Origin of the sequence: uncultured Algibacter sp., from assembly GCF_947495675.1 — a bacterium.
In the GTDB taxonomy this organism is placed as follows: domain Bacteria; phylum Bacteroidota; class Bacteroidia; order Flavobacteriales; family Flavobacteriaceae; genus Algibacter_B.
Genome location: NZ_CANLZX010000004.1, coordinates 95,295 through 120,208, shown reverse-complemented (window position 1 = coordinate 120,208; position 24,914 = coordinate 95,295). Strand labels below are relative to the sequence as shown.

Genomic DNA, 24,914 nt, shown 5'->3' with positions numbered 1-24,914 from the left:
AATGAAAACTCTTAGACTTATTTTAGGCGATCAACTCAACATTAAACACTCGTGGTTTAAAGAGGCTAACAATAACATTGTTTATTGTTTTTTTGAAATGCGTCAAGAGACTGATTATGTAACACACCACATTCAAAAAGTGATTGGTTTTTTTGCAGCTATGCGTCAGTTTTCAGAAGATTTAAAATCACAAAATCACCAGGTTTCATATTTCAAAATTAATGACAAAAACAACACCCAATGCGTAACAAAAAACCTATCATTATTAATAAAGAAATATGGCATTGAAAAGTTTGAATATATATTTCCTGATGAATATAGGTTAGATGTACAATTAAAATCCTTTTGCCAATCATTAGATATCCCATCTCAAGTAGTTTCAGCAGAACATTTTTATACAAAACGTAAAGATTTAGCAACTTTTTTTGAAGGTAAAAAGCAGTATCTCATGGAGAATTTTTATCGAGATATGCGCAAAAAACACGACATTTTAATTGTAGCCAATCAACCTGAAGGTGGTAAATGGAATTATGATAAAAGCAATCGAAATAAATGGAAAGGCGATGTTGAAATCCCTAATTATAAAATGTTTAAAAATGATATTACAGAAGTTGTTAAAGACATTGAAAAAGCAAACATAAAGACCTTAGGGAAGTTTGAAATTAAAACCTTCTCCTACCCTATTACAAGATCACAAGCTTTAAATCAACTCAAATATTTCTGTGAAGCATTATTAATCCATTTTGGAGATTACCAAGATGCCATGCATACTAATGAGGACTATTTATTTCATTCACGATTATCATTCGCCATGAATTTAAAGCTCCTTTCCCCTAAAGATATTGTAAAAACTGTTATTAATTATTATAGAAAACATGGCAATGATATTCATATCTCTCAAGTAGAAGGTTTTATTAGACAAGTTATAGGCTGGCGGGAATATATGCGAGGCATGTATTGGGCTTTTATGCCAAATTATAAACAAAAAAACGAGCTTAACAATTATAATAAACTTGCAAATTTTTTCTGGACTGGAAACACCAAAATGAATTGTTTAAAACATGCCATTTCTAACTCATTAGATAATGGTTATGCGCACCATATACAGCGCTTAATGATTACTGGTAATTATGCACTTTTAACACAAACACATCCTGATGAAGTTGATAATTGGTATTTAGGCATATACGTAGATGCTATAGAATGGGTACAACTCACCAATACAAGAGGCATGAGCCAGTTTGCTGATGGTGGAAAAATAGCAACAAAACCCTATGTATCTTCAGGTTCTTATATAAATAAAATGAGTGATTATTGTAGTAACTGCCATTATAATAAAAATAAAAAAACAGAAAAAGATGCTTGCCCTTTTAATAGCCTTTATTGGAATTTTTTAGATGAAAAAAGAGAACAATTAGGAAACAATTTTAGAATGGGCATGATGTATAGTTTATTAGACAAAATGGGCGCAACTGAATTACAAAAAATAAAAGAAAAAGCACAACATATAATAGCGCATCAAGATGAATACTAAACCCCAAATACATGTGGTCTGGCTAAAGCGCGATTTGCGTTTACAGGATAATGAAGCCATTTTTAATGCATTAAAAACAGGTGTACGCGTTTTATTTCTCTATAGTTTTGAACCTATTTTATTAAATGATGCACATTATAGCCAGCGCCATTGGGATTTTATAAAAGAATCTTTAATGGATTTAAATGCAGCTTTAAAACCTTACAACTCTAAAGTATTAATAGTTCAATCTGATATCATTGCCACTTTTAATCAATTACTCAATAATTTCAAAATAACGGATGTTTTCTCGCATCAAGAAACCGGTATACTAGTAACTTACGAAAGAGACAAAAACTTTAAACGCTTTTGTAAAAACAACTTAATAAGATGGCATGAAAATATAAATAATGGAGTAAGAAGAGGTTTAATAAATAGAAATAACTGGAATGCACTTTGTAACGCTTTTTATGAAATTGAACCACTAAAGTTTACACCAGAAAACAATCAACTATTAACCATAAATGAGATTGAAAAATTAGAAACTCTTTTTAAACTACCAGATTTAAAAACAAACAGTAATTCTCCTTTTCAAAAAGGCGGCCGTACAATGGCTCTTAAGTACTTAAAATCGTTTTTTAAAGACAGGTACGCAAATTACATGTTTAACATATCTAAACCAGAATTATCAAGAAGTAGCTGTAGCAGGATTTCACCATATATTGCTTGGGGAAACTTATCTGTAAGAGAGGTTTACCATGAAGCCTATCATTTAAAAAGCACATCGAAACACAAAAAAGCTCTTGAAGCATTTATGTCTCGCTTACGCTGGCAAGCACATTTTATTCAAAAATTTGAAATGGAACACACCATGGAAGAGGCTAGCATTAACAAAGGCTTTCACAAATTAAAAAAAAGTGTTTCAAAATCGTATCAAGATGCTTGGAAAACCGGACAAACAGGCTACCCATTAGTTGATGCTTGCATGCGATGTTTAAACGAAACAGGGTATTTAAATTTTAGAATGCGAGCTTTAGTGGTTTCTTTTTTCACCCATAACCTTTGGCAACCATGGCAAGAAGCTACAACTCATTTATCTCAAATGTTTTTAGATTTTGAACCTGGAATTCATTTTCCGCAATTACAAATGCAAGCAGGAGAAACAGGTATTAATATGCTTAGAATTTATAATCCAATAAAAAATAGCCTAGAACATGATCCTGAAGCTTCTTTTATAAAAAAATGGGTTCCTGAATTAAGATCACTAGATACGCCTTTTGCACATCAGCCGTATTTAATGACCGAATTAGAACAACAATTTTACAATTTTAAACTTGGTATAGATTACCCAAACCCAATTATAGATTTTGATACGTCTAGAAAAAAAGCTGGTGATACACTATGGAATCTTAGAAAAAACAAAAAAGTAATGGAAGAAAGCAAACGAATTCTTCGAAAACACACTCTTAACCACAAACCTATAAGCAGATAACTCATTGTACAACAATAACTTACATGTTGTTATAAGTTTTATCAATAGTATAATATTATTTTTTGTTTAACTTTTTACATATTTTGTTAAACATTTTGTATATTTGATATGTAAAATAGTAATAATGATACTAGAATCTACATATTATAATAAAGACGAAAAACAAATATTAGAAGATTTAGTAGGCAGACCTTTTACATTATTAGAATCCATAAAAATGAAAGGTATTGGTTCTAAACGCATGATTATAGATAACGTAAGCCCAAATCTAGAATCTTACATGAATACTATTTCTGATGCTAATTATGCAAATATTGAACTTCGTAAAAATGGTATTTTAATATTAATAAATAAAGGCTTAAAAAATTTTATTTGGGCAATTCCTTATTACCATTTAGTTATATATAAAACCAATGGAGCAAGTATACATGCTCAAGGCAGATTTATCCATTTTAGAAATAATAAAACGTTTAAAGAAAACAAACGTTTTTTTGATAAAATGTTAAATGAAAAAATAAAATATGACGAAAAATATAATTTTCAAAACATATGAGTCTATCAGCAGAACAAATAGATAGAGTTATTGAAATGGCTTGGGAAGACAGAACAACTTTTGATGCTATAAAATTTCAATTTGGCTTAAAAGAACAGCAAGTCATTGAACTTATGCGAAAAGAAATGAAACTAAGCAGTTTCAAATTATGGAGAAAGCGGGTTCAAGGACGCCAAACAAAACATGAAAAACTAAGAATATTTGAAAAAGGACGCTTTAAATGTAGCAGACAAAAACAAATTACACACAATAAGATTTCAAAACGCTAACGTGCTTTGATTAATGTTTTCAACATTAAGACAGCACATAAAAAAGAGAATATGAAAACAAACACATTAGAAAAAAAGACAAATGGTCATAAATTGAATGGTTTTTCAATTGAAGATATTGGTGACGATCATCTCTCAACAGGTTTAAAAACACCTATGAAACAAGATGCATTTAAACTGAGTGATTCTGAAAAAAAAGATCGTATAGCCATCTTATTTGAAGAAATAATGGATGTTATGGGCTTAGACCTAAATGATGATTCTCTAAAAGGTACTCCAAAACGAGTAGCAAAAATGTATATAGATGAAATATTTTCTGGTTTAAACCCAGCCAATAAACCTAAAGTTGCTCTATTTGACAACAAATATAAATACAACCAAATGCTGGTAGAGAAGAATATTACATTCTACTCAAATTGTGAGCATCATTTCGTTCCAATTATAGGTAAGGCACATGTAGCTTATATATCCTCAGGAAAAGTAATTGGATTATCTAAATTAAATAGAATTGTACAATATTTTGCTAAACGCCCGCAAGTACAAGAGCGCTTAACAAACCAAATAGCAAACGAATTAAAATCAATATTAAATACAGAAGATGTAGCTGTTATTATAGATGCTAAACATTTATGTGTCTCTTCTAGAGGTATAAAAGACGAAACATCTTCAACAGTTACTGCTTTTTATGGTGGTAAATTTAATACATCAGAAAAAATCACAGAATTACAGAATTATATAAATAGTTAACATTATGGAATTAATTGACAGAGCATTAGAGTTTGAACAAAGAAAAATGAGATCCTTATCAACTAGCGATCGTGTAAAAATTTCTAGAGAAGCAAAAGCATTAATACTAGATTTAAACCAAGTTTACAAGGTAAGAAAAGATGAAAAAATCATGGATATCATGAAGCGATTAACTGTAATAAAAAGAAAAGTTGAAAAACGATTAAAAGGCAGACTATTGTAATAATCTTATAAAATCTATTGTCAAAAATCTATTAATACTAAATTTTCCTTAATAATTCTATATAAAAATAGTTAATCTGACATAATTTATTATATTGCCAAATTGGTATGCAATTTGCATTAAACAAGTTAGATTAAAGATTAAAAAAGAATTATGGAGATTATTGATAAAGCTTTAGAATTTGAGCAGCGTAGACACACTTTTAAAACTACAAGTGAGCGCATCGAATCGTCTAGAGAAGTAAAAAGTTTAATATTAGGTTTAAATGACATTTATAAAGAGAAAAAGGATCCAGAGATTATGGATCTTATGAAACGATTGACTGTTATAAAACAAAAAATTGAAAAAAGGCTAAAGGGCAGGCCATAACAAATAAAATGCCCTGAAACCTATGAAAACAATAATAGTTGTTGGTGGAAGTAAGGGTATTGGAAAAGCTTTAATCGAAAAGCTTTTAGCCTATTGCAATGTTATAAACATTAGCAGAAGTATTCCTGAAATATCGCACAGTAACCTAACTCACCATTACTGCGATGTTACACAAAACGAATTACCTGAAATTGATACGGCTGACGGATTAGTTTATTGTCCAGGCAGTATCAATTTAAAACCTATTACCAGATTAAGTATTGATGATTTTAAAAATGATTTTGAAATTAACGTACTTGGTGCTGTAAAAGTGATACAAAAATACCTTCCAGCTTTAAAAAAAGGTAACAATCCTGCTATTGTACTTTTTAGTACTGTTGCTGCTAAACTTGGTATGCCTTATCACGCAAGTATTGCCGTATCAAAATCTGGTGTTGAAGGTTTAGTAAAGTCTCTAGGTGCGGAGTTAGCTCCTACATTGCGCATAAACGCTATAGCTCCTACCGTTACAGATACAGAACTCGCTTCAAAATTATTACGAAACGAGAAAATGATTGAAAATATTACTGAGAGACATCCATTAAAAAAGTTTTTGTCTCCAAGTGAGGTAGCAGATATGGCAGCATTTTTATTATCAGATAGTTGCGCTTCTATTTCAGGACAAATATTCGAAATGGATTGTGGTATTGTTAGTTTTAAAATATAATATATGAATCCCTTTAAAGCATTTCTAACTACTTTAAGTACTAAGAGTAGCCAAGATAAAATGAATATTAATTCTATTTATGATATTAAAATTAATGCCATAAACGGAAAACCAATAAACTTATCGCAATTTAAAGGCAAACATATTCTGTTTGTAAATGTTGCTTCAAAATGCGGTTTTACGCCTCAATATAAAGACTTACAAGAGCTATACAATCAGTATCAAGATAAAATTCAAATTATAGGTGTGCCATGCAATCAATTTGGGAATCAAGAACCTGGGAACGAAGAAACAATAACATCATTCTGTGAAATTAATTATGGAGTAACATTTCTAATCACAGAAAAAGTAGATGTTAAAGGAAAAAACCAACATCCATTATACACTTGGTTAACAAAAAGTATTAACAATGGTGTTAAAAATTCTACAGTAAAGTGGAATTTTCAAAAATATTTAGTGAACCCTGATGGCATTTTAATTGATTATTATCTATCAACAACAAACCCATTGAGTTCAAAAATCATAAAACATTTAAATTAAAAAGCTATGTTCGGATTATTTAAAAAAAAATCACAAGTAGAAAAATTAGAAGAGAAATTTAAAAAATTGATGACAGAATGGCATGCGCTATCTTCCATTAACAGGTCTGCAAGCGATGAAAAATATGCAGAAGCTCAAGCTGTTGCAGAACTAATAAACACTTTAAGAAATGAAGTTGCTTAAAAATATAATCATATTTCTGGTTATTAATTTTGGTGCTTTAGCTATTGGTAGTTGGCTTATGAATAATGGCCCACAAACCGAATGGTATACTAGTTTAAATCAAGCGCCTTGGACGCCACCAGGTTGGGTTTTTGGAGTAGCTTGGACAACAATTATGGTTTGCTTTTCTATATACATGGCCTATTTATATAAATTACTACCAACAACAAAAGTTATTACTTTATTTGCTGTACAATTTGTTTTAAATGTAATCTGGAATTATATATTTTTTAATCAACATCTCGTAGGCGTAGGTTTTACAGTCATACTATTACTAACATTTATTATAGCAACCATTACGCTTTCATTTTTAAAAGATATGAATGCAAAAACATTACTCATACTCCCCTATTTAATTTGGCTTTGTATCGCAACCTCATTAAATGGCTATATTTTACTAAACAACTAAGATGAAAATTTATACACTTCATAAAAAACAAAAATTACCAATTACTATAGATCAAGCTTGGGATTTTTTATCAGACCCAAGAAACTTAAAAACCATTACACCAGATTATATGGGTTTTCATATTTTATCTGGTGCAGACAGACCTATGTTTGCTGGTCAAATTATACAATATATTGTTACACCTGTTTTAGGCATTAAAACAAAATGGGTTACTGAAATTACACATAGCATTGATAAAAAATATTTTGTTGACGAGCAACGTTTTGGTCCTTATGCTTTATGGCATCATAAACATTTTATAAAAGAGATTGAAGGTGGTGTAGAAATGGAAGATATTATAGATTACAAAGTCCCTTTTGGTTTGCTTGGTCAACTTGTACATCCTATTTTAGTAAAACCAAAACTAGAAGAGATTTTTAACTATAGAACAGAAAAGTTAGAAGCCCTTTTTGGTAAATATTAATATTATTGGCACTAAATTTATATTCTTAAATGAAGCAAACAGTTAATATTTTTTGGTTTAGACGCGACTTACGGTTAAATGATAATGTTGGGCTATACCAGGCCTTAAAAAGTAAAAATACCGTACTACCAATTTTTATTTTTGACTCTGATATTCTGATTAAACTCCCAAAAAATGATGCTAGAGTAACTTTTATTCATGAAACACTTCAACAAATAAATAATACATTAAAGTCAGACTTTAAATCTAGCGTAGCTATATATTTTGGTAAACCTATTAATATTTATAAGCAATTAATTAAAGATTATACTATTGATACTGTTTATACGAATCATGATTACGAACCTTATGCTAAGACACGTGATGCTGAAATAAAAAGATTTTTATCTGAAAATAATATAGAATTTCAAACTTTTAAAGATCAAGTAATTTTTGAAAAAGATAATGTTACAAAAAGTGATGGTAAACCCTATTTGGTGTACACACCTTACATGAAACGCTGGAAAGAAACATTTAAAACACTTGATTTTAAAAGTTACCCATCTGAAACATTACTAGGTAATTTAATACCTAGTACAGGTTTGCCAGATTTAAGTTTATCAGATATTGGTTTTATAAAATCAAATCAACATATAGCACCTTATAAGGTTACTCCAACATTAATACAACAATACGAAAATACGAGAAACTTCCCAGCAAAAGATAGCACATCTAGACTAGGGCCTCATTTACGTTTTGGTACGGTAAGTATTCGTAAAATGGTTAATAAAGCGATAGCTGAAGACAACGAAATATTTTGGCAAGAACTTATTTGGCGCGAATTTTTTACTCAAATCCTTTGGCACTTTCCACATACCAAAGATTCGAGTTTTAAACCTAAATACGACCGTATAGAGTGGCGTAATAACGAAGTCGAATTTAAATCTTGGTGTGAAGGCAAAACAGGATACCCTTTAGTTGATGCTGGTATGCGCCAACTTAACCAAACAGGTTTTATGCATAATCGTGTTAGAATGCTAGTTGGCAGTTTTCTTTGCAAACATTTATTAATTGATTGGCGTTGGGGTGAGGCTTATTTTGCCGAAAAACTACACGATTATGATATGGCAAGCAACGTTGGTAATTGGCAATGGGTTGCTGGCTGTGGTGTTGATGCTGCACCATATTTTAGAATTTTTAATCCTACAACGCAAATACAGAAATTTGATAAAGATTTAAACTACATTAAACAATGGGTTCCAGATTTTCAAGAACTAACTTACCCAAAACCTATTGTTGACCATAAATTTGCTCGCGAACGTTGTTTAGAGACTTATAAAGCTGCTTTAAACTAAGCTAAATTCTCACTTGATTGTGTCAGAAAAAATAGCTAACTTCGTTTAGCCCTTGATAAAAAACATTGAAGCATTTTTTTTCAAGAGGAGGATAGACGGTAATAAGAAAAAACCATAGAACAAATTAAAAACATATGATAATTTTAAAGAAAATAGGAAAGTGGTTTTTGATTTTACTGGGAGCAATTGTAGCATTTATTTTAGTTGCATTACTAATAATTCGAATCAATAGTTCTGGAATCGAAGAACCTTTTTTAGACGAAAAGGGTAATATTCTTCCGAATAGTATCGCTATGCATGAGGATATGACAATAAATGGAGTACCACAAAGAATTACCATTAGAGGAAAAGACAAAAATAATCCTGTACTACTAATAGTTCACGGAGGGCCAGGAGCACCAATTTTACCTGTAATTTACAAACTCACAGGAGTTGATTTGGAAGATATATTTACGGTTTGTTATTGGGAACAAAGAGGCTCTGGACTAGCTTATAATGATAGCATACCAGATTCTTCTATTACCTTAAACCATATAGTAGATGATGGTTTGGAACTATCAAATCACTTAAAAAAGACTTTCAAAAAAGATAAAATTTATATTGAAGGTTTATCTTGGGGAACAGCTGTAGCAGCTTATATGGTTCAAAAAAAACCTGAATTATATCACGCCTATATTGGTAGTGGTCTGATGGCTAACCTACCACTATCGGAAGAATTATCTTATGAATTTGCAATGTCTGAATCGCAAAAACATAATGATACCATTTCAATCAATCAATTAAAACAAATTGGAAGACCACCTTATGTTAAAAACTCAAAAAATTCAGTAACCGAAGCCTTTGAAATAGAACGAAAGATTGTAATGAAGTATGCACCGATAAAATTAGATACCGATTTTAATTTTATTAAAAGTATGTTTTTAGATAATGGGTTAACGTTTAAGGAAAAATTTACAGATATGATAAATAGTCCTGAATCCTACTATCCTGCAGCTAAGATTTTAGAACCTACTGCTATCAATATGAATTTAATGCGTGATATTCCCGAATTGAAAGTGCCAGTTTACATATTACAAGGAGACAACGATCATTTTACCGAAACGCCTGTAGCAAAAGCGTATTTTGATTCAATTATTGCGCCTTCAAAAAAATGGTTTTTATTTGAAAATGGAACGCACGGAGTACAAATTGAATATCCTGAAAAATATCGTTCTATATATATCAATGAAATACTGGGTAAATAATTATTACGGCCAAAAATGTACATAAAATACAGCTAACATTGAATTTTTGAAAAGAGTATGTGTGTATTTGCTAAGACCGCCAAATTTTGTAGGTAAATAAAAAATTCACCAAATACTTATCAAGTAAAGTCATAACATTTTATTAAGATTAGCATATTTATAATTTTGTTATATTTATAACTCAACAAAACAACCTAAAATAATGAATACACAAGAAGTAGCAAATAAGTGGACACAAATGTGTCGTGAAGGTAAAAACATGGAATGTATTGAAGAACTTTATGGCGAACATGTAACAAGTAAAGAAATGCCAGGTGTACCATATGGCGAAGTAGTAACAGGTAAACAAAACGTTTGGGAAAAAAGTAAACAATGGTTAGATAATGTAGTAGAGTTTCATAGTGGAGACATATCAGACCCGTTAGTTGCAGGCAACCATTTTACTGCTAAAATGAGCTTTGATGTTACGTTTAAAGATCGAGGTAGGCAACAAATGGAAGAGGTATGTGTATTTGAAGTAAATGACGGAAAAATTGTGAATGAACAGTTTTTTTATACCATGTAAAAATTTAATGCATTATATATATGTATACATAAAACCCCAATCTTTATTGGGGTTTTTGTTTTAGTAACATAATGGTTTTGAGCATGATAAAAATCACTAAATCTCAAATCTAAATTTCATACTTTTAAAATTGTTAATTTATTTAATCTAAATTCACAATTAATGACAGATATTCAAATTGCCAAAACGATAACGCTAAAACCCATAACTAAAATTGCTGATAAATTTGGAATTGATAGCAATAGCATTGAAATGTATGGGAAATACAAAGCCAAAATACCATTAAATTATATTGATAAAAAAAAGGCAGACAAGAGTAACCTTATACTTGTATCGGCTATTTCTCCCACTCCTGCAGGTGAAGGAAAAACAACCATGTCTATAGGGTTATCTGAAGGGTTAAATCGTTTAAAGAAAAAGACAACAGTGGTGCTAAGAGAACCATCATTAGGGCCCGTATTTGGAATTAAGGGTGGCGCAACTGGTGGTGGGTATTCACAAGTGCTTCCTATGGAAGATATTAATCTACACTTTACTGGCGACTTTTCTGCTATAGAAAAGGCTCACAACCTACTGGCTGCAATAATTGACAATAATATTCAAAGCAAAACAAATTCGTTACATATTGACCCAAGAACAATAAGCTGGAAACGTGTAGTAGATATAAATGACAGAGCGTTAAGACGAGTTATTGTTGGTTTAGGTGGAACAACATCAGGTGTTCCCAGAGAAACTGGATTTGATATTACAGCAGCTTCAGAAATTATGGCTATTCTTTGTCTAGCAAAATCTTTAATAGATTTAAAAACACGATTAGGTAATATTTTTATTGGCTATACATTTAATAAAAAACCTATTTACGCCAGAGATTTAAAAGCGCAAGGTGCCATGACTGCACTATTAAAAGATGCTATAAAACCAAATTTGGTTCAAACAATTGAAGGTAATCCAGCCATAATTCATGGTGGTCCTTTTGCTAATATTGCTCAAGGAACTAATTCTGTAATAGCCACATTAATGGGGATGTCTCATTCTGAATATACAGTAACAGAAGCTGGTTTTGGATTTGATTTGGGTGCCGAAAAATTCTTTGATATAAAATGCCAAAGTGCTAATATAAATCCCAAAGCTGTTGTTTTAACCACTACAATACGTGCACTTAAATATCATGGTGGTGCCGATTTAAAATCACTTACCGTAGAAAATTTAGAAGCTTTAGAAAAAGGCATTCCTAATTTAGAAAAGCATCTAGAAAATATTAGTAAGTTTCATGTAGCACCTATAATAGCAATTAACAAATTTGTATCTGATAGTGATGCTGAAATTGAACTGATTATGAATTATGCAAAATCTAAAGGTATTAGAATTGCGCTTGCCAATGTTTGGGCTAAAGGTGGTGAAGGTGCTATTGAACTAGCAAAACAGGTTATTGAAGTTATAGAAGAAGATAAATCTAACTTTAAACCACTATATAAATGGACATCAAGTATAAAAGATAAAATTGAAACTATTGCTACCGAAATTTATGGTGCTGAACATGTAGATTACACATCTAAAGCCAAGTCTCAGTTAAACAAAATAACTAATTTAGGTTTAGAGCATTTACCGATATGTATCGCCAAAACTCAAAAATCTTTATCCGATAACCCCAAGTTACTTGGTAGGCCTAAAGATTTTATTATAACCGTAAGAGAAATAGAAATTGCATCAGGAGCAGGATTTCTAATTCCTATAACTGGTGATATTATGCGTATGCCAGGGCTTCCTACTCATCCATCGTCAGAAGGAATAGATATTGATGAACATGGTGAAATAACTGGATTATTTTAATTATATTTTCTGAGTAAACAAAATTAAAACTTTATGAGTCTAAACTTTATAGAAGAACAAACTTTTGAAAACAAATTCTTTTCTAAAAACGAATTTGAAAATGGTAATTATGAGATATGTACTTTTATAAACTGCGATTTTTCGAATACAAATTTATCCGAAACACGCTTTATCGAGTGTGAGTTTTATGATTGTAACTTAAGCTCTGCTAATGTATATAATACAGGGTTTCAAGACGTACTTTTTAAAGATTGTAAAATGCTAGGTATAGATTTTGAAAAAAGTAGTCATTTTGCTTTTCATATTAAAGTAAACAACTGTCAATTAAATCATGCTTCATTTTATAAGATGAATTTATCAAAAACGGTATTTAAAGCGTCTAAAATGGAAGGTGTAGATTTTTCAGAAAGTGATTTAAGCTTATGTGTTTTTGATAATTGTAATTTACTAAATACCAGTTTTTTTAAATCTAATTTAGAAAAAGCCGATTTTAGAACTTCTATAAACTACACTATTGATCCCGAAAACAATCGCATAAAAGGTGCTAAGTTTTCATTACAATCTGTTGAGGGCTTGCTAAGTAAATATAAAATACAAATTGAATAAAATTTATGAAAAAGATTTTTTCGGTAGAAGAATACATTGAGGAACATCAATATTTCAGGGAAGCTCTTACAATTCTTAGAGACATAATAAACACAACTGAGGTTGAAGAAACTATAAAATGGAGTGCACCAATTTATACCGTTAACGGTAAAAATGTATTAGGTTTAGGTGCTTTTAAAAAGCATTTTGGAATTTGGTTTTTTAATGGTGTTTTTTTGAAAGATGAACACAATTTACTTGTTAATGCCCAAGAAAACAAAACAAAGGCATTAAGACAAATGCGTTTTGAATCGATTAAAGATATAAACAAAAACATTGTTTTATTATATGTAAAAGAGGCTATTGAAAACCAAAAGCTAGGTAAAGAAATTAAACCCGATCGTAAAAAAAAGAAAACAATTATTCCTGACGAGCTTGAAACTGTTTTAGACTCTAAGAATGAGTTAAAATTAGCCTTTAATAACTTATCTCCTTATAAACAACGTGAATATTGTGAGTATATAGGTACAGCCAAAAGAGCCGCTACCAAACAAACAAGATTAGAAAAAATCACGCCTATGATATTAAAAGGTATGGGATTACATGATAAGTATAAAAACTGTTAATTTGTAGCTACAAAGTTAGGTTTTAAAAAATTATAAAATCATAAAAAAAGCTTCCTAATGGAAGCTTTTATAATATTATAAAGCAAGCTAAATTACTTAACTGTAGCAGGTGCATTAAGTTTAGAACTCATTTCCATAGAAATTGCAGATCTATCAAACTTTAGTTTCCCAGCCATAGTTTCTATAACACAACTATTGTCTTTGTCATTTAAATCAGAAATTTTACCGTGTAAACCGCTTTTAGTGATTACTTTATCACCACGCTTTAACTCGGCTGCAAATTTCTTTTCCTTTTTTGCACGTTTCATTTGTGGTGCAATCATAAAGAAATACACAACAACAAACATTAATACAAATGGTAATAAACTACCTATTCCTTCTCCCATTATAAATTTATTTAGCTTTTAGCTGGTACTGGTTTAGCTTTGTTAGGATCTGGTTTTACAAATGCTGTAATTTTTACAGTTTCAGATCCAGCTTCTGTATTAGCAGTTACCGTTATTGTTTTACTTATTTTATTAGCACCGCTTCCGTTAAATTTAACAGAAAACTCACCTGAATCACCTGGCAATAAAGGTTCTCTACTCCAGTTTTCAGGTACAGTACAACCACAAGAACTTTTAATGTTTGTAATTACTAAAGGCGCCTCACCTTTATTTGTGTACTTAAAAGTAGTTTCAACTGCTGTTTTAGCTTCAATTTCACCAAAATCGTGTTCTTTTTTATCAAATTCTAGTACTGGGAATTTTGAAGCAACCGCATCTCTTTCTGCAGCAACAGCTACATTAGCTTCATCAATTTTTTGGGCAGCATTCTCTTTACAAGATGTAAATGCGACTAAACACATAGCGCTAAGTCCTAATATTACTTTCTTCATGATAGATTTATTTAAATTTTTTAGATGTGCAAAAATAGCAATTATTTAATCGATTAAAAATTTTTGTATTGGTCTTAACAATAATTTACAATTATATGGTCTTACATTAAACCTCGGCCTACTTTTTTAAGATCGCCAGAAGCTTCATATTCTTTAACAAGTTTATCTAAAATACCATTAATAAAAATGCTGCTTTTTGGTGTAGAATATTCTTTTGATATTTCTAAATACTCATTAATAGTTACTTTTACTGGTATTGAAGGAAAGTTATTTAATTCACAAATAGCCATTTGCAGCAAAACATAATCAACAGTTGCAATTCTATCAGAATCCCAGTTTTTGGTTTTCTTATCAATCTCGCCATTAATATCTGTTGCATTTAAAAGAGTTTTCTTAAATAAGTTTATTGCAAACTGTTTGTCTTCAATATCTTTATACAACTTTGGTGTAAAATAATTTTCAGGAGATGTTTCTTTAACTTTTCTAAGTAATTTTAAAATGGTGGTATTTACTGTTGGAAGATCGTCTAACCAAGTTAGATTCTTATCTTCCATATAATCGTATAACTTATCGTTTGGTGCAATAATATCTTTAAAAATATCAACTATAAAATCTTTGTCTTCTTTAAAATCAGACACTCTAGTTTTCATATATTCTTTATATAAATCACTAGAAATAATATCTTTAAAAATAATATCAATGTATTCGCCATCCAACTCCCAATTGGTAATTTTGTTAGCGTCAAATTGATCTTTTAATGGCAGGTTTTCTTTTAAAAGTTTTAATAACTGGTTATTAACAAACTTTCTATTAGGATCTTTGTCTTCTTTTGTGGCAAGATGTTTATTCTGTTTCTTTTGTAAATCGCTTTCAGCTCTTTTTTGAACTTCAATTAATAAAGATATTAATAGCAAATATAAATTGTACATATTATCTATACTAAAAAGTAAAAACTTTTGATCTTTACTAAAATCATCACTTTCACTACCTTTAAAGGCATACATGGTTTGCATGACTTTTACACGTATATGTCTTCTATTTAACATCATTACAAAGAACTTTAATTAAAAATATGAATACTTTTCATTGTTTTTAGTGCCGCAAAAATAACACTATATTTAAAATAAACACCACTTATTTTTTAAATATTACAAGCTTTATTTTAAGCTATATTTAACAATTAGCTGGTGTTACTAACAAACTAAATTAGCTTTAATACATTATATTTGCTATCCTATTCCTTATTAGGTAAATGAAAGAATTAAAACACTTAAATAAATATTTTTTTAAATACAGATCGCATCTAATAATTGGTTCTATGATTACTATTGTAGCCAGATTGTTTTTGCTTTACACACCACGGTATGTGAAAAAAATATTTGTAGCTATTGAAAAATATTTTGATAACTCCATTAACAAAGAGGTATTTAAAGCCGATTTGTTAGAAGCCATTCTATATATTATAGGAGCTGCCATTATTGCTGCTATTCTTACTTTTTTTATGAGGCAAACTATCATAAATGTGTCTCGTTACATTGAGTTTGATTTGAAAAATGAAATTTATGAACAATACCAAAAATTATCGTTAAATTTTTACAAAAGCAATAGAACCGGCGATTTAATGAATAGAATCACCGAAGATGTAACGCGAGTACGCATGTACGCAGGCCCGGCTTTAATGTATAGTATTAACACGCTTGCCCTTTTTGTAATTGTTATTATTTACATGGTAAATGCCTCGCCAAAATTGACGCTATATACCATTGTTCCACTACCAATTCTATCTATTATTATTTATAAATTAAGTAAAGAAATACATAAGCGAAGCACTATTGTACAGGAGTATTTATCTAAACTATCTACATTTACACAAGAGTCTTTTAGTGGTATTTCTGTAATAAAAGCTTATGGAATTGAGCCACAAACCTCGGTAAACTTTAAATCGCTAGCCGCAGAAAGTAAAGAAAAACAAATAAACCTAGCTAAAGTTCAAGCTTGGTTTTTCCCTATGATGATATTACTAATAGGAACCAGTAACTTATTAGTTATTTACATTGGTGGGATACAATACATTAATGGTGAAATTGAAAGTATTGGAACCATTGCAGAGTTTATAATATATGTAAACATGCTTACTTGGCCAGTAGCAACTGTTGGCTGGGTTACTTCAATAGTGCAACAAGCCGAAGCTTCTCAAAAACGAATTAACGAGTTTTTAAAAATTGAACCTGTAATTAAAAATACGATAGAAAGGCATACTGACATTTTAGGAGATATTCATTTTGAAAATGTATCATTTACTTATGAGGACACCAACATTCAAGCACTAAAAAATATAAATTTTAAAATTAAAGAAGGAGAAACTCTTGCTATACTTGGTAAAACAGGATCTGGAAAATCGACTATTTTAGATTTAATAGGTAGGCTTTATGATATAGACAAAGGATCTATAACCATTAATAATATTGAAATAAGCCAGTTAAATTTAAACGATTTACGAAATAGTATTGGCTATGTACCTCAAGATGCCTTTTTATTTTCTGACACAATAAAAACCAATATTAAATTTGGTAAACAAGATGCGACTGACAACGATGTAATTGAAGCTGCTAAAAACGCACAAGTACATAAAAACATTATTAAGTTTAAAAAAGGCTACGATACCATTTTAGGAGAACGAGGTATTACATTGTCTGGAGGGCAAAAACAACGTGTATCTATTGCCAGAGCGATTATAAAATCGCCTAAAATTTTATTATTAGACGATTGTTTATCTGCTGTTGATACCGAAACAGAGGAGAAAATTTTAAAAAACCTCAACAAAATTTCAAAAGGAAAAACTTCTATTATTGTTAGTCACAGGGTTTCTTCGGCTAAAAATGCTGATAATATTATTGTTTTAGACGATGGTGAAATTGTTCAAAAAGGAAATCATGATAGTCTTATAAATGTTGATGGTTATTATAAACACCTATACTTAAAACAATTAAGCGAAACCACTTCCAATAAATAATACCATAAGTGTATTTTTATTTAATTAAATTCAATGGATTCCAATGTTTTAAAAAGAATATTTAAAATCAATTGGTTATTAACGTTTTTTTTTAGATTTTTGATACTATAATTAGATAACCAAATTATGAATAACGGTATGATGGAGAAAGAGGAAATTTTTTCAAAAGTATTAAGGGCAGGTAGAAGAACCTACTTTTTTGATGTAAGAGCTACTAAAGCTGAAGACTATTACTTAACTATTACAGAAAGTAAAAAATTCACTAATGACGATGGGTCGTTTCATTACAAAAAACACAAAATATACATTTACAAAGAAGACTTTGCTGAGTTCAAAGAAATTCTTGCTGAAATGACTGATTATATTATTAGTGAAAAAGGAGATGAAGTAATAAGTGAGCGTCATCAAAAAGACTTTAAAAAAGAATATGAAGACGATGGATCTAGAGTTACCGAAGCAGATTTAAAAACTCAGTCTCCTGAAAGTTTTACAAATATAGATTTTGATGATATTTAGTCTTCAAACAATATAAATCAAAAACCGCAATTAATCGTTGCGGTTTTTTTTATAGCTTAACTGCCAATAAGGTTATACATAAACTGGCTAATATATAGCTAATTGCCAATTGCCAACCAAATGTTATTGCTAATACAAAAGACACACTAATTAGCCATAAGGGTGCCAATGTAACAACAATAGCGAACCTAAAAGTAGATAAAAACTCTATGTCCTTTATTTTAGGTTTAACAAAACACTTCCAAACTATAAAAGGCAAAATAAAAATAATTACTAGTAAAACTTTAAATACTTGCTTTAAGAATTTTAGATTATTTGTTTTAATTGATTCACAATCACTAAATCCTGATGCAACACAATTATTTACAACTATAGGATTTAAAAAATCTACATCTAGCTTATTTAATTGTTTTAAAGTATCATCATAATTATCTTTAGATATATTTGTTGTTAAATTAGCTATCTCTGTCTGTATTTTAATTTTAAGATTTAAAACAGTTTCATTTCTATTTTCAGAAATATAAGTTTTAGCTTCTATAGGTTCTCCAAAATAAATAGATGTACTATCTGGAAATTTATCTGCATGTAAATAATTTAAACCAACGGGAAGTAATTGTAAGTCGAGTTTTGGGTTTTTATCTAAAGTTTCCAGTACTATTCTAGTAAATCCTTTACTTAAAGGTCTTACTGTTCTTTTCAAGCTATGATTACCCTCTGGAAATATAACAATACTTGCACTTTTATTTAATAGACTAGAACAGGTCTCAAAAATAGCATTATTGTTTGCTAAATTACCCCATCCATCTCTAATTCTATAAACAGGTAACATTTGTAAGCTTTTTAAAATTTTAGCAATTAATGGCTTATTAAAAACAGATGCTCTTGTTAAAAAGTATGAAAACCTACCACACTTAGTTGCTATTAATAAGGCATCTAAAAGTGCGTTTTGGTGATTACTTAACAATAAAACGGGTTTGTTCTTTGGAACATTTTGAATATTGTGAATTTTTATTTTTCTAAAATAGAAAAACATGCCTACACTTATATACCCTCTTACCAATAATAACCAAATGTGCTTCAAAGTTCTTCGTTTTTTCTAGACCAAAAAAATGCTAATACTAATCCAGATATAATATGCCAAATACCCCAAAAAGCAGCTAAAATGGCCATACCTCCTAACCCATTGAAGAAAGAAAATATTAATAATAATCCTAAACCTGAGTTTTGTATACCGGTTTCAATAGCTAAAGTTTTCTGGTTTTTAAATGATAATCTAAATAATTTAGCAACAAAAAAACCTAACAGAATAGCTATTATATTATGAGCAATCCCAATGGTTAAGACATAATGGATATACTTATTAAAAACATCAATATTTTTTGAAAAAGCAATGATAACTATTGCAGCAAAAACAACAATTGATAATGGTTTTAAAAAATTAGAACATTTTAAAGCCAAAATTGGTTTCTTATGTCTTAATAACATACCAAATAACAAAGGCACTCCAAGTATTAATAAAACCAACTTTATTAACTCAAAAGAATCTAGTTCTACTGTATTTAGAATAAGGGCGGTTGGCTTATATAACCCACTATAAAAACTAAAGTTAAACGGCGTCATAAACACAGCTAAAAAAGTAGCAAAAGCAGTTAAACTCACAGAAAGAGCCGTATTTCCTTTAGCTAAATGAGTCATAAAATTTGAAATATTTCCTCCAGGACAGGCAGCTACCATAAACATTCCTAATGCAATACTAGGTTGTGGTTTTATTATTAATACCAGAAAAAAAGTTACTAATGGTAGTAAAATAAATTGAGATAAAACCCCAATTAAAACCAGTTTAGGTTGCTTTAATAATGTTTTAAAATCATTAATTGTAATACCTAGTGCAACACCAAACATAACCACCGCAAGCGCTATGTTTAAAACCCATAATCCTTTACTATCAAAATTAATTTGAACCGTATCTAAGTCTTGCATATATTAATTTACGGGTGTCCCGTTTTTTACTCTTAAATCTGGGTTCAAAATTATAACATCTTTACCATTAACGGCACCTAAAACTAAACACTCACTCATAAATTTAGCAATTTGCTTTTTTGGGAAATTAACAACTGCTACAATTTGCTTGTTTATTAAATCTTCTTTTTTATAAAGCGTTGTTATTTGAGCAGAAGATTTTTTAGTACCCAAATCTCCAAAATCTATAGTAAGCTTATAGGCTGGATTTTTGGCTTCAGGAAAATCTTTAACTTCAATTATTGTTCCTACTCGTAAGTCTACTTTAGTAAAGTCATCAAAAGTAATTGTGTTATCCATTTTTTAAAAATACAAATTTTAACGAACTTTGATAAAAAACTAGATTATGGCAGATACACCTTCAAATATGCTTCCTTTAGGAACTAAAGCACCAGACTTTTCTCTTTTTGATACGGTTTCAGAAACTACATTGCATTTAAGCAAACTAAAAGGTGAAATTGGCACTTTGATTATGTTTATTTGTAACCATTGTCCTTTTGTAATTCATATTAATAATGAAATTATTTCTATAGCTAATGAATATGTTGATAAAGGAATAAACTTTATAGCTATTTCTAGTAACGATGTGGTTAAATACCCAATGGACTCACCAGAAAAAATGAAAATTCATGCAAAAAATGAGCACTACCCTTTTCCTTATCTATATGACGAAACTCAAGAAGTAGCAAAAGCTTACGATGCTGCTTGTACTCCAGATTTTTATGTTTTTGACAAAAAATTAAAACTAACTTACAGAGGTCAATTAGATGACTCTAGACCCGGAAACAACCAGCAAATTACAGGTAAAGACATAAGACATGCCTTAGATTGTTTAGTTGAGAATAAGGTGAATTTGGAATTACAAAAACCAAGTATTGGGTGCAGTATTAAATGGAAAAGCTAAACTAGTTTTAATTGCCAAATACCAACATTTTGCCATTCGCCAAATTTAAATCCAACTTCTTTTAAGTTTGCTACTTGCTCGAACCCAAATTTTTCATGGAGTTTTATGCTTGCATCATTTGGTATAGTTAACACACCTAATACTGTATGTAAATTAGTTTGTTTTAATAACCTAATTAACTCTTTATATAGTTTTGTTCCTATTTGTTTTCCTTGTGCCGTATGCGTTACATAAACCGTAGACTCTACCACATAGTTATAAGCTGGTTTTGGCCTAAACTGGCTACCATAAGCATAACCCAATATTTCATTATCTTCTTCATAAACTATAAAAGGGTAATTTTTAGTTATTAAGTTAAGTTTATTCACAAACGCTTCAATTGATATAGGATCAATATCAAAAGTTACTGTTGTATTTAAAACATAATAATTATAAATATCTAGTAATGCTGGTGCATCATCTATTTGTAATGCTCTAATCATTTATAACCAACCTTTATGTTTCATTATATTTTCAATATGCGCATAATGATGGTTACTATGCCAAGCATAGTTTCCAATATTATAACTAAGTAGTACCTCGGTATTTGTTTCAGGATGTATAAAACTTTTTTTTAAATCTTTTTCAGATAAAGATTTTAATAAGTTTACCAATTTATAGTGTATTGCCTTTATATGCTCTATTGACATTTGGATAGGATCAGATTTACTATCATTTAATTCGGCCCAAAGCTTTTCATCATAGGCTTTAATAATAGGTTTATCTTCAGTTAATGCCCATTTAAATCTTGTATAGCTATGATGATGACTATCTGCAACATGATGCACCACCTGTCTAATTGTCCATCCACCAGGTCTGTAAGGTGTATCTAATTGGTTTTTAGAAAGGTGTTTTACCAGAGCTTCAAAACGAATTGGAAATTGCTCTAATGTTTTTATCCAGTTTTCAATATGTTTATGGGAAATATTATTTGGATAATCAAATTGACCAATAGGGTATTTTAAATTTTGTAGATCTTGTTTTGTCATAAAAACAAATATAGCTAAATGTTAAGAAATTTCTACCAAACCTTTTTTAACAAAATTAACTGCTTCATACAGATTAGAAAAGTGTGTTATCTTTTTTTTAAAGAATAGCTTTTCTATCATTGAGTTTAAAAGCCCTGCTTTATTTTCAGACACTATACAATATGCTTTAATAGCATAACTTGTTTTGAAAAACTTTAACCAATCTGATGCTACAACTGAATACGAGTGAATTCTATTTGAAATATAGATAATATTTGAACCATCTGTATTATAAAACGACACTATATCATTAACCATGATTTTTGCATGGTTATCCCAAGTTATTACAACTTCAGGATGGAATTCAGAAATAACAAATTCTTTAAACATATAAACATTGCCAAAAGCATAATTATACTCTTTAAGTACTTCGTTATATAGTTCTGTGTCTTTTAGACTAATCATAAATGCAAAATTATGATTATGCTATTAGCTTTTTGAAAATAATCGTTAAGCTAATCATTAAATTAGTCAAAAAAATAGGCACAAAAAAAGCACCTCTATTAAGGTGCTTTTTTATGCATTTTATCTATATAAAATATATTATTTAACGTCCATTAATTCTACATCAAAAATTAAAGTTGCATCTGGTGGAATAACACCACCTGCCCCAGCACTTCCGTATCCTAAATGGCTTGGAATTACCAATCTAGCTTTATCTCCAACTTTTAATAGGCTAATACCTTCATCCCATCCTGGAATTACTTGTCCAACACCTAAAGGAAAATCAATAGGCGCATTACGTTTGTATGAAGAATCAAAAACAGTTCCGTCAGATAATTGTCCTTTGTAATGTACAGAAACTGTTTGTCCTTTTTCTGCCTTTACTCCATCACCTTTTTGAATAATTTGGTAACGAAGACCGCTTTCAGTTTTATCAAAACCAGCTGCAATTTTATCTAATTCTGCTTCTGCTTCTGCTTTAGCTTCTGCTAATCTTTTTTCTCTTGATCCTTCAAAAGTTCTAAAAGCTTCTACAGGATTAAAAGCTTCTGCTTCTGCTCCTACTCTTACTATTTCTAAACTTTCTATTTTATCTCCTTGAGCAATGGCGTCTACAACTTCTTGTCCGTGTTCAACTTTACCAAAAACAGTATGCTTACCATCTAACCAAGCAGTTTCAACATGAGTTATAAAAAACTGACTTCCGTTAGTTCCTGGTCCTGCATTTGCCATTGACAATACACCTGGCCCGTCATGTTTTAAGTCTGGATGAAACTCATCATCAAACTGATACCCGGGGTTTCCAGCACCAGAACCTTGTGGGCATCCACCTTGAATCATAAAATCTGGAATAACTCTATGGAATTTTAAACCATCATAATAAGGTGTACCTTGAGGTTTTACTTTGTTTTCTAAATTCCCTTCAGCTAAAGCTACAAAATGACCAACTGTTCCTGGTGTTTTTTTGTACTCTAAAGCAACTAGAATCTCTCCTTTTGTTGTATTAAATTTTGCGTATAATCCGTCTTGCATTGTTCTATTTTTTAATAAGGTGCAAAGATAGGAAAGTAAGTTAAAAAGTTAATAATTAAGGGTTATAGTTTTTAAAACAATTTATAAAGCTTTGGGAAATGGGTTATTTACGAAACAAACAACTAATTACTTTTATCACTTTTACGATGTTTATTAGCAAAACAAATAGCCTTATTATTAACTATATTTAAATAGTATTTAATTACATGTTGCATATAATCATATTGCATTTCAGTAAAATTACAATCATAAAACCAAGTGTTCATTTTTATACCAATTTTTTGTTTCATCACTTTCATTTCAAGTTCAATAATAGAATCATCTACATCAAAAATGGCATTTTCAATATACTGTCTGTAGTCTTGGTATGCTTGTTTAACTTCGGTTTGACATTTAAAATGTAATATTTCTAAATTCATTTAAAAAAGTTTATAATTTTCAACTGGTTCTACTATATAAGGTTTGTTTGTATTTTTATCTTTCTTAAAAAAGTCTCGACTTACTGGATGTGCTTTAAATTCATTTTTAGAGAATCCCTTAAACATTAACTCTTTTAATGATTGAACGCTCAAAGCATCATCTAACCAATCTTGATATAAATGTTCTGCTAAGACTAATGGCATTCTTTTTCTTTTATTGTGAACCTCTGCAAAAAATTCATTTGCTTTGGTGGTTATTATAGTTGCAGTAAATGTCTTATTTTCTAATTCTGAATATAGTCCAGCAAACATAAATAAATCGCCTTCTGTATATGCTTTTGTTGGTTGGTAACAAAAATATGGCATTGCGATTCCGTTTTCATGGTGTGGTTCATAAAAGCCATCTGCCAATATTAAGCATCTTTTATTATTGGCGCTTTTTTTAAATGAAGGGGTTTCAAAAATAGTTTCGCTCCTAGCATTTAAAGTATTACTCTTTTTTAAAAAAGCATCAGGGTTTTTATTTGCCCATTCGGGAACCAAACCCCAGCTTGCTGGATAAACCTCATCTTTCTTATCCATTTTTATAATGTATAAATTACCATGAGTAAACCCATTTAAATGGTAGTATTTTTGAAATTCTTCTGGTATTTTAAAGTTACCTGGCATTAAACTAAGCAACTTTTTTTCTACTTCTTTTCTGTCTTTACGTAATGATGTTGAGTAACACATAATTTAAAACTTAAACTCTAATTTATAAAATAATACAAGATGTTTTTAATAAAAATATTAACAAAATCATACTTGTTAAACCCATCTCATAAAACAAACTGTAGCAAAAAAAAATATTTAATAATACAGTATAGAGATTTTTTATACAGTATTTAAAAATATTTGCTCAAAACAACTATTAATCGTAATATTGCAATAATA

33 protein-coding genes are annotated in these 24,914 nt (G+C 29.9%); 21 read left to right on the top strand and 12 right to left on the bottom strand.

Going from position 1 to position 24,914, the window contains the following annotated elements:
- Position 1 precedes the first annotated feature (1 nt).
- From Q0842_RS04335 to Q0842_RS04250, 18 genes are all read left to right on the top strand, one after another.
- Entirely contained in the window at positions 2 to 1,534 is a 1,533-nt protein-coding gene (locus Q0842_RS04335; protein WP_298494713.1) for a cryptochrome/photolyase family protein, read from the top strand.
- Positions 1,524 to 3,005: a cryptochrome/deoxyribodipyrimidine photo-lyase family protein gene (locus Q0842_RS04330; RefSeq protein WP_298494711.1), complete on the top strand. Its 1,482-nt coding sequence runs from the start codon at positions 1,524 to 1,526 to the stop codon at positions 3,003 to 3,005. Before Q0842_RS04335 ends, Q0842_RS04330 begins: the two co-directional genes overlap by 11 nt.
- Before the next feature lie 124 nt (positions 3,006 to 3,129).
- A complete protein-coding gene (locus tag Q0842_RS04325) occupies positions 3,130 to 3,558 on the top strand; it encodes a hypothetical protein (protein ID WP_298494709.1) in 429 nt (142 codons plus the stop codon).
- Positions 3,555 to 3,827: a TIGR03643 family protein gene (locus Q0842_RS04320; RefSeq protein WP_298494707.1), complete on the top strand. Its 273-nt coding sequence runs from the start codon at positions 3,555 to 3,557 to the stop codon at positions 3,825 to 3,827. Before Q0842_RS04325 ends, Q0842_RS04320 begins: the two co-directional genes overlap by 4 nt.
- Positions 3,828 to 3,878: 51 nt before the next feature.
- Positions 3,879 to 4,574 (top strand): GTP cyclohydrolase I FolE, encoded by a 696-nt coding sequence (folE, locus tag Q0842_RS04315; protein WP_298494705.1) that lies wholly within the window; start codon positions 3,879 to 3,881, stop codon positions 4,572 to 4,574.
- Positions 4,575 to 4,578: 4 nt separating this feature from the next.
- Complete coding sequence (locus Q0842_RS04310; RefSeq protein ID WP_298494703.1) at positions 4,579 to 4,797, top strand: hypothetical protein; 219 nt, start codon at positions 4,579 to 4,581, stop codon at positions 4,795 to 4,797.
- Positions 4,798 to 4,950: 153 nt separating this feature from the next.
- On the top strand, positions 4,951 to 5,166 hold the full coding sequence (locus Q0842_RS04305) for a hypothetical protein (protein WP_144116908.1): 216 nt from the start codon (positions 4,951 to 4,953) through the stop codon (positions 5,164 to 5,166).
- A gap of 22 nt (positions 5,167 to 5,188) precedes the next feature.
- Positions 5,189 to 5,872: an SDR family oxidoreductase gene (locus Q0842_RS04300; protein ID WP_298494694.1), complete on the top strand. Its 684-nt coding sequence runs from the start codon at positions 5,189 to 5,191 to the stop codon at positions 5,870 to 5,872.
- 3 nt (positions 5,873 to 5,875) lie between these two features.
- Entirely contained in the window at positions 5,876 to 6,412 is a 537-nt protein-coding gene (locus tag Q0842_RS04295; protein WP_298494692.1) for a glutathione peroxidase, read from the top strand.
- A 6-nt stretch (positions 6,413 to 6,418) separates the two neighbouring features.
- On the top strand, positions 6,419 to 6,595 hold the full coding sequence (locus Q0842_RS04290; protein WP_298494690.1) for a Lacal_2735 family protein: 177 nt from the start codon (positions 6,419 to 6,421) through the stop codon (positions 6,593 to 6,595).
- Positions 6,582 to 7,043, top strand: coding sequence for a TspO/MBR family protein (locus Q0842_RS04285; RefSeq protein WP_298494688.1), 462 nt, complete (start codon positions 6,582 to 6,584; stop codon positions 7,041 to 7,043). The genes Q0842_RS04290 and Q0842_RS04285 overlap by 14 nt, the downstream gene beginning before the upstream one ends.
- 1 nt (position 7,044) lies before the next feature.
- Positions 7,045 to 7,506, top strand: a complete 462-nt coding sequence (locus Q0842_RS04280) for an SRPBCC family protein (RefSeq protein ID WP_298494686.1) — start codon at positions 7,045 to 7,047, stop codon at positions 7,504 to 7,506.
- A gap of 29 nt (positions 7,507 to 7,535) precedes the next feature.
- Positions 7,536 to 8,840 carry a deoxyribodipyrimidine photo-lyase gene (locus Q0842_RS04275; protein ID WP_298494684.1) on the top strand — a complete coding sequence of 435 codons (1,305 nt, stop codon included), beginning with the start codon at positions 7,536 to 7,538 and terminating at the stop codon, positions 8,838 to 8,840.
- Between the two features lie 134 nt (positions 8,841 to 8,974).
- On the top strand, positions 8,975 to 10,084 hold the full coding sequence (locus Q0842_RS04270) for an alpha/beta hydrolase (protein WP_298494682.1): 1,110 nt from the start codon (positions 8,975 to 8,977) through the stop codon (positions 10,082 to 10,084).
- A gap of 202 nt (positions 10,085 to 10,286) precedes the next feature.
- Positions 10,287 to 10,649 (top strand): nuclear transport factor 2 family protein, encoded by a 363-nt coding sequence (locus Q0842_RS04265; protein WP_298494680.1) that lies wholly within the window; start codon positions 10,287 to 10,289, stop codon positions 10,647 to 10,649.
- 162 nt (positions 10,650 to 10,811) lie between these two features.
- Positions 10,812 to 12,479 carry a formate--tetrahydrofolate ligase gene (locus tag Q0842_RS04260; RefSeq protein ID WP_298494678.1) on the top strand — a complete coding sequence of 556 codons (1,668 nt, stop codon included), beginning with the start codon at positions 10,812 to 10,814 and terminating at the stop codon, positions 12,477 to 12,479.
- A gap of 33 nt (positions 12,480 to 12,512) precedes the next feature.
- Complete coding sequence (locus Q0842_RS04255; RefSeq protein ID WP_298494676.1) at positions 12,513 to 13,085, top strand: pentapeptide repeat-containing protein; 573 nt, start codon at positions 12,513 to 12,515, stop codon at positions 13,083 to 13,085.
- 5 nt (positions 13,086 to 13,090) lie between these two features.
- Positions 13,091 to 13,690, top strand: a complete 600-nt coding sequence (locus Q0842_RS04250; protein WP_298494674.1) for a DUF1801 domain-containing protein — start codon at positions 13,091 to 13,093, stop codon at positions 13,688 to 13,690.
- 92 nt (positions 13,691 to 13,782) lie between these two features.
- Here Q0842_RS04250 and yajC read toward each other — a convergent pair whose 3' ends face one another.
- The 3 genes from yajC to nusB form a co-directional block, all read right to left on the bottom strand.
- Positions 13,783 to 14,076 (bottom strand): preprotein translocase subunit YajC, encoded by a 294-nt coding sequence (gene yajC / locus Q0842_RS04245; RefSeq protein ID WP_298494672.1) that lies wholly within the window; start codon positions 14,074 to 14,076, stop codon positions 13,783 to 13,785.
- Positions 14,077 to 14,087: 11 nt separating this feature from the next.
- On the bottom strand, positions 14,088 to 14,567 hold the full coding sequence (locus tag Q0842_RS04240) for a DUF1573 domain-containing protein (protein ID WP_298494670.1): 480 nt from the start codon (positions 14,565 to 14,567) through the stop codon (positions 14,088 to 14,090).
- 101 nt (positions 14,568 to 14,668) lie between these two features.
- Positions 14,669 to 15,616, bottom strand: a complete 948-nt coding sequence (nusB, locus tag Q0842_RS04235) for a transcription antitermination factor NusB (protein WP_298494668.1) — start codon at positions 15,614 to 15,616, stop codon at positions 14,669 to 14,671.
- Between the two features lie 203 nt (positions 15,617 to 15,819).
- On the opposite strand from nusB, the gene Q0842_RS04230 reads away from it, so the two are divergent.
- Positions 15,820 to 17,580 (top strand): ABC transporter ATP-binding protein, encoded by a 1,761-nt coding sequence (locus tag Q0842_RS04230; RefSeq protein WP_298494666.1) that lies wholly within the window; start codon positions 15,820 to 15,822, stop codon positions 17,578 to 17,580.
- Between the two features lie 123 nt (positions 17,581 to 17,703).
- Positions 17,704 to 18,096 carry a PUR family DNA/RNA-binding protein gene (locus tag Q0842_RS04225; RefSeq protein WP_298494954.1) on the top strand — a complete coding sequence of 131 codons (393 nt, stop codon included), beginning with the start codon at positions 17,704 to 17,706 and terminating at the stop codon, positions 18,094 to 18,096.
- A 49-nt stretch (positions 18,097 to 18,145) separates the two neighbouring features.
- Here Q0842_RS04225 and Q0842_RS04220 read toward each other — a convergent pair whose 3' ends face one another.
- Genes Q0842_RS04220 through Q0842_RS04210 form a run of 3 tightly spaced genes read right to left on the bottom strand, consistent with a single transcriptional unit; the run spans position 18,146 to position 20,415 of the window.
- Positions 18,146 to 19,177 (bottom strand): lysophospholipid acyltransferase family protein, encoded by a 1,032-nt coding sequence (locus Q0842_RS04220; RefSeq protein WP_298494664.1) that lies wholly within the window; start codon positions 19,175 to 19,177, stop codon positions 18,146 to 18,148.
- Positions 19,174 to 20,076 carry a bile acid:sodium symporter family protein gene (locus tag Q0842_RS04215; protein ID WP_298494662.1) on the bottom strand — a complete coding sequence of 301 codons (903 nt, stop codon included), beginning with the start codon at positions 20,074 to 20,076 and terminating at the stop codon, positions 19,174 to 19,176. The genes Q0842_RS04220 and Q0842_RS04215 overlap by 4 nt, the downstream gene beginning before the upstream one ends.
- 3 nt (positions 20,077 to 20,079) lie before the next feature.
- Positions 20,080 to 20,415, bottom strand: coding sequence for a tRNA-binding protein (locus tag Q0842_RS04210; protein WP_298494660.1), 336 nt, complete (start codon positions 20,413 to 20,415; stop codon positions 20,080 to 20,082).
- 46 nt (positions 20,416 to 20,461) lie between these two features.
- On the opposite strand from Q0842_RS04210, the gene Q0842_RS04205 reads away from it, so the two are divergent.
- Entirely contained in the window at positions 20,462 to 21,019 is a 558-nt protein-coding gene (locus Q0842_RS04205) for a thioredoxin family protein (protein WP_298494658.1), read from the top strand.
- Here the strand turns inward: Q0842_RS04205 and Q0842_RS04200 are convergent.
- The 6 genes from Q0842_RS04200 to Q0842_RS04175 form a co-directional block, all read right to left on the bottom strand.
- Entirely contained in the window at positions 21,016 to 21,501 is a 486-nt protein-coding gene (locus Q0842_RS04200) for a GNAT family N-acetyltransferase (RefSeq protein WP_298494656.1), read from the bottom strand. The two genes, Q0842_RS04205 and Q0842_RS04200, sit on opposite strands and share 4 nt — an antisense overlap.
- Positions 21,502 to 22,047 carry a YfiT family bacillithiol transferase gene (locus tag Q0842_RS04195; RefSeq protein WP_298494654.1) on the bottom strand — a complete coding sequence of 182 codons (546 nt, stop codon included), beginning with the start codon at positions 22,045 to 22,047 and terminating at the stop codon, positions 21,502 to 21,504. It abuts the gene before it with no gap.
- Between the two features lie 21 nt (positions 22,048 to 22,068).
- On the bottom strand, positions 22,069 to 22,491 hold the full coding sequence (locus Q0842_RS04190) for a hypothetical protein (RefSeq protein WP_298494652.1): 423 nt from the start codon (positions 22,489 to 22,491) through the stop codon (positions 22,069 to 22,071).
- Between the two features lie 138 nt (positions 22,492 to 22,629).
- Complete coding sequence (locus Q0842_RS04185; RefSeq protein ID WP_298494650.1) at positions 22,630 to 23,562, bottom strand: peptidylprolyl isomerase; 933 nt, start codon at positions 23,560 to 23,562, stop codon at positions 22,630 to 22,632.
- 122 nt (positions 23,563 to 23,684) lie between these two features.
- On the bottom strand, positions 23,685 to 23,981 hold the full coding sequence (locus tag Q0842_RS04180; protein ID WP_298494648.1) for a hypothetical protein: 297 nt from the start codon (positions 23,979 to 23,981) through the stop codon (positions 23,685 to 23,687).
- Positions 23,982 to 24,713, bottom strand: coding sequence for an SOS response-associated peptidase (locus Q0842_RS04175; RefSeq protein ID WP_298494646.1), 732 nt, complete (start codon positions 24,711 to 24,713; stop codon positions 23,982 to 23,984).
- Positions 24,714 to 24,914: the final 201 nt, after the last annotated feature.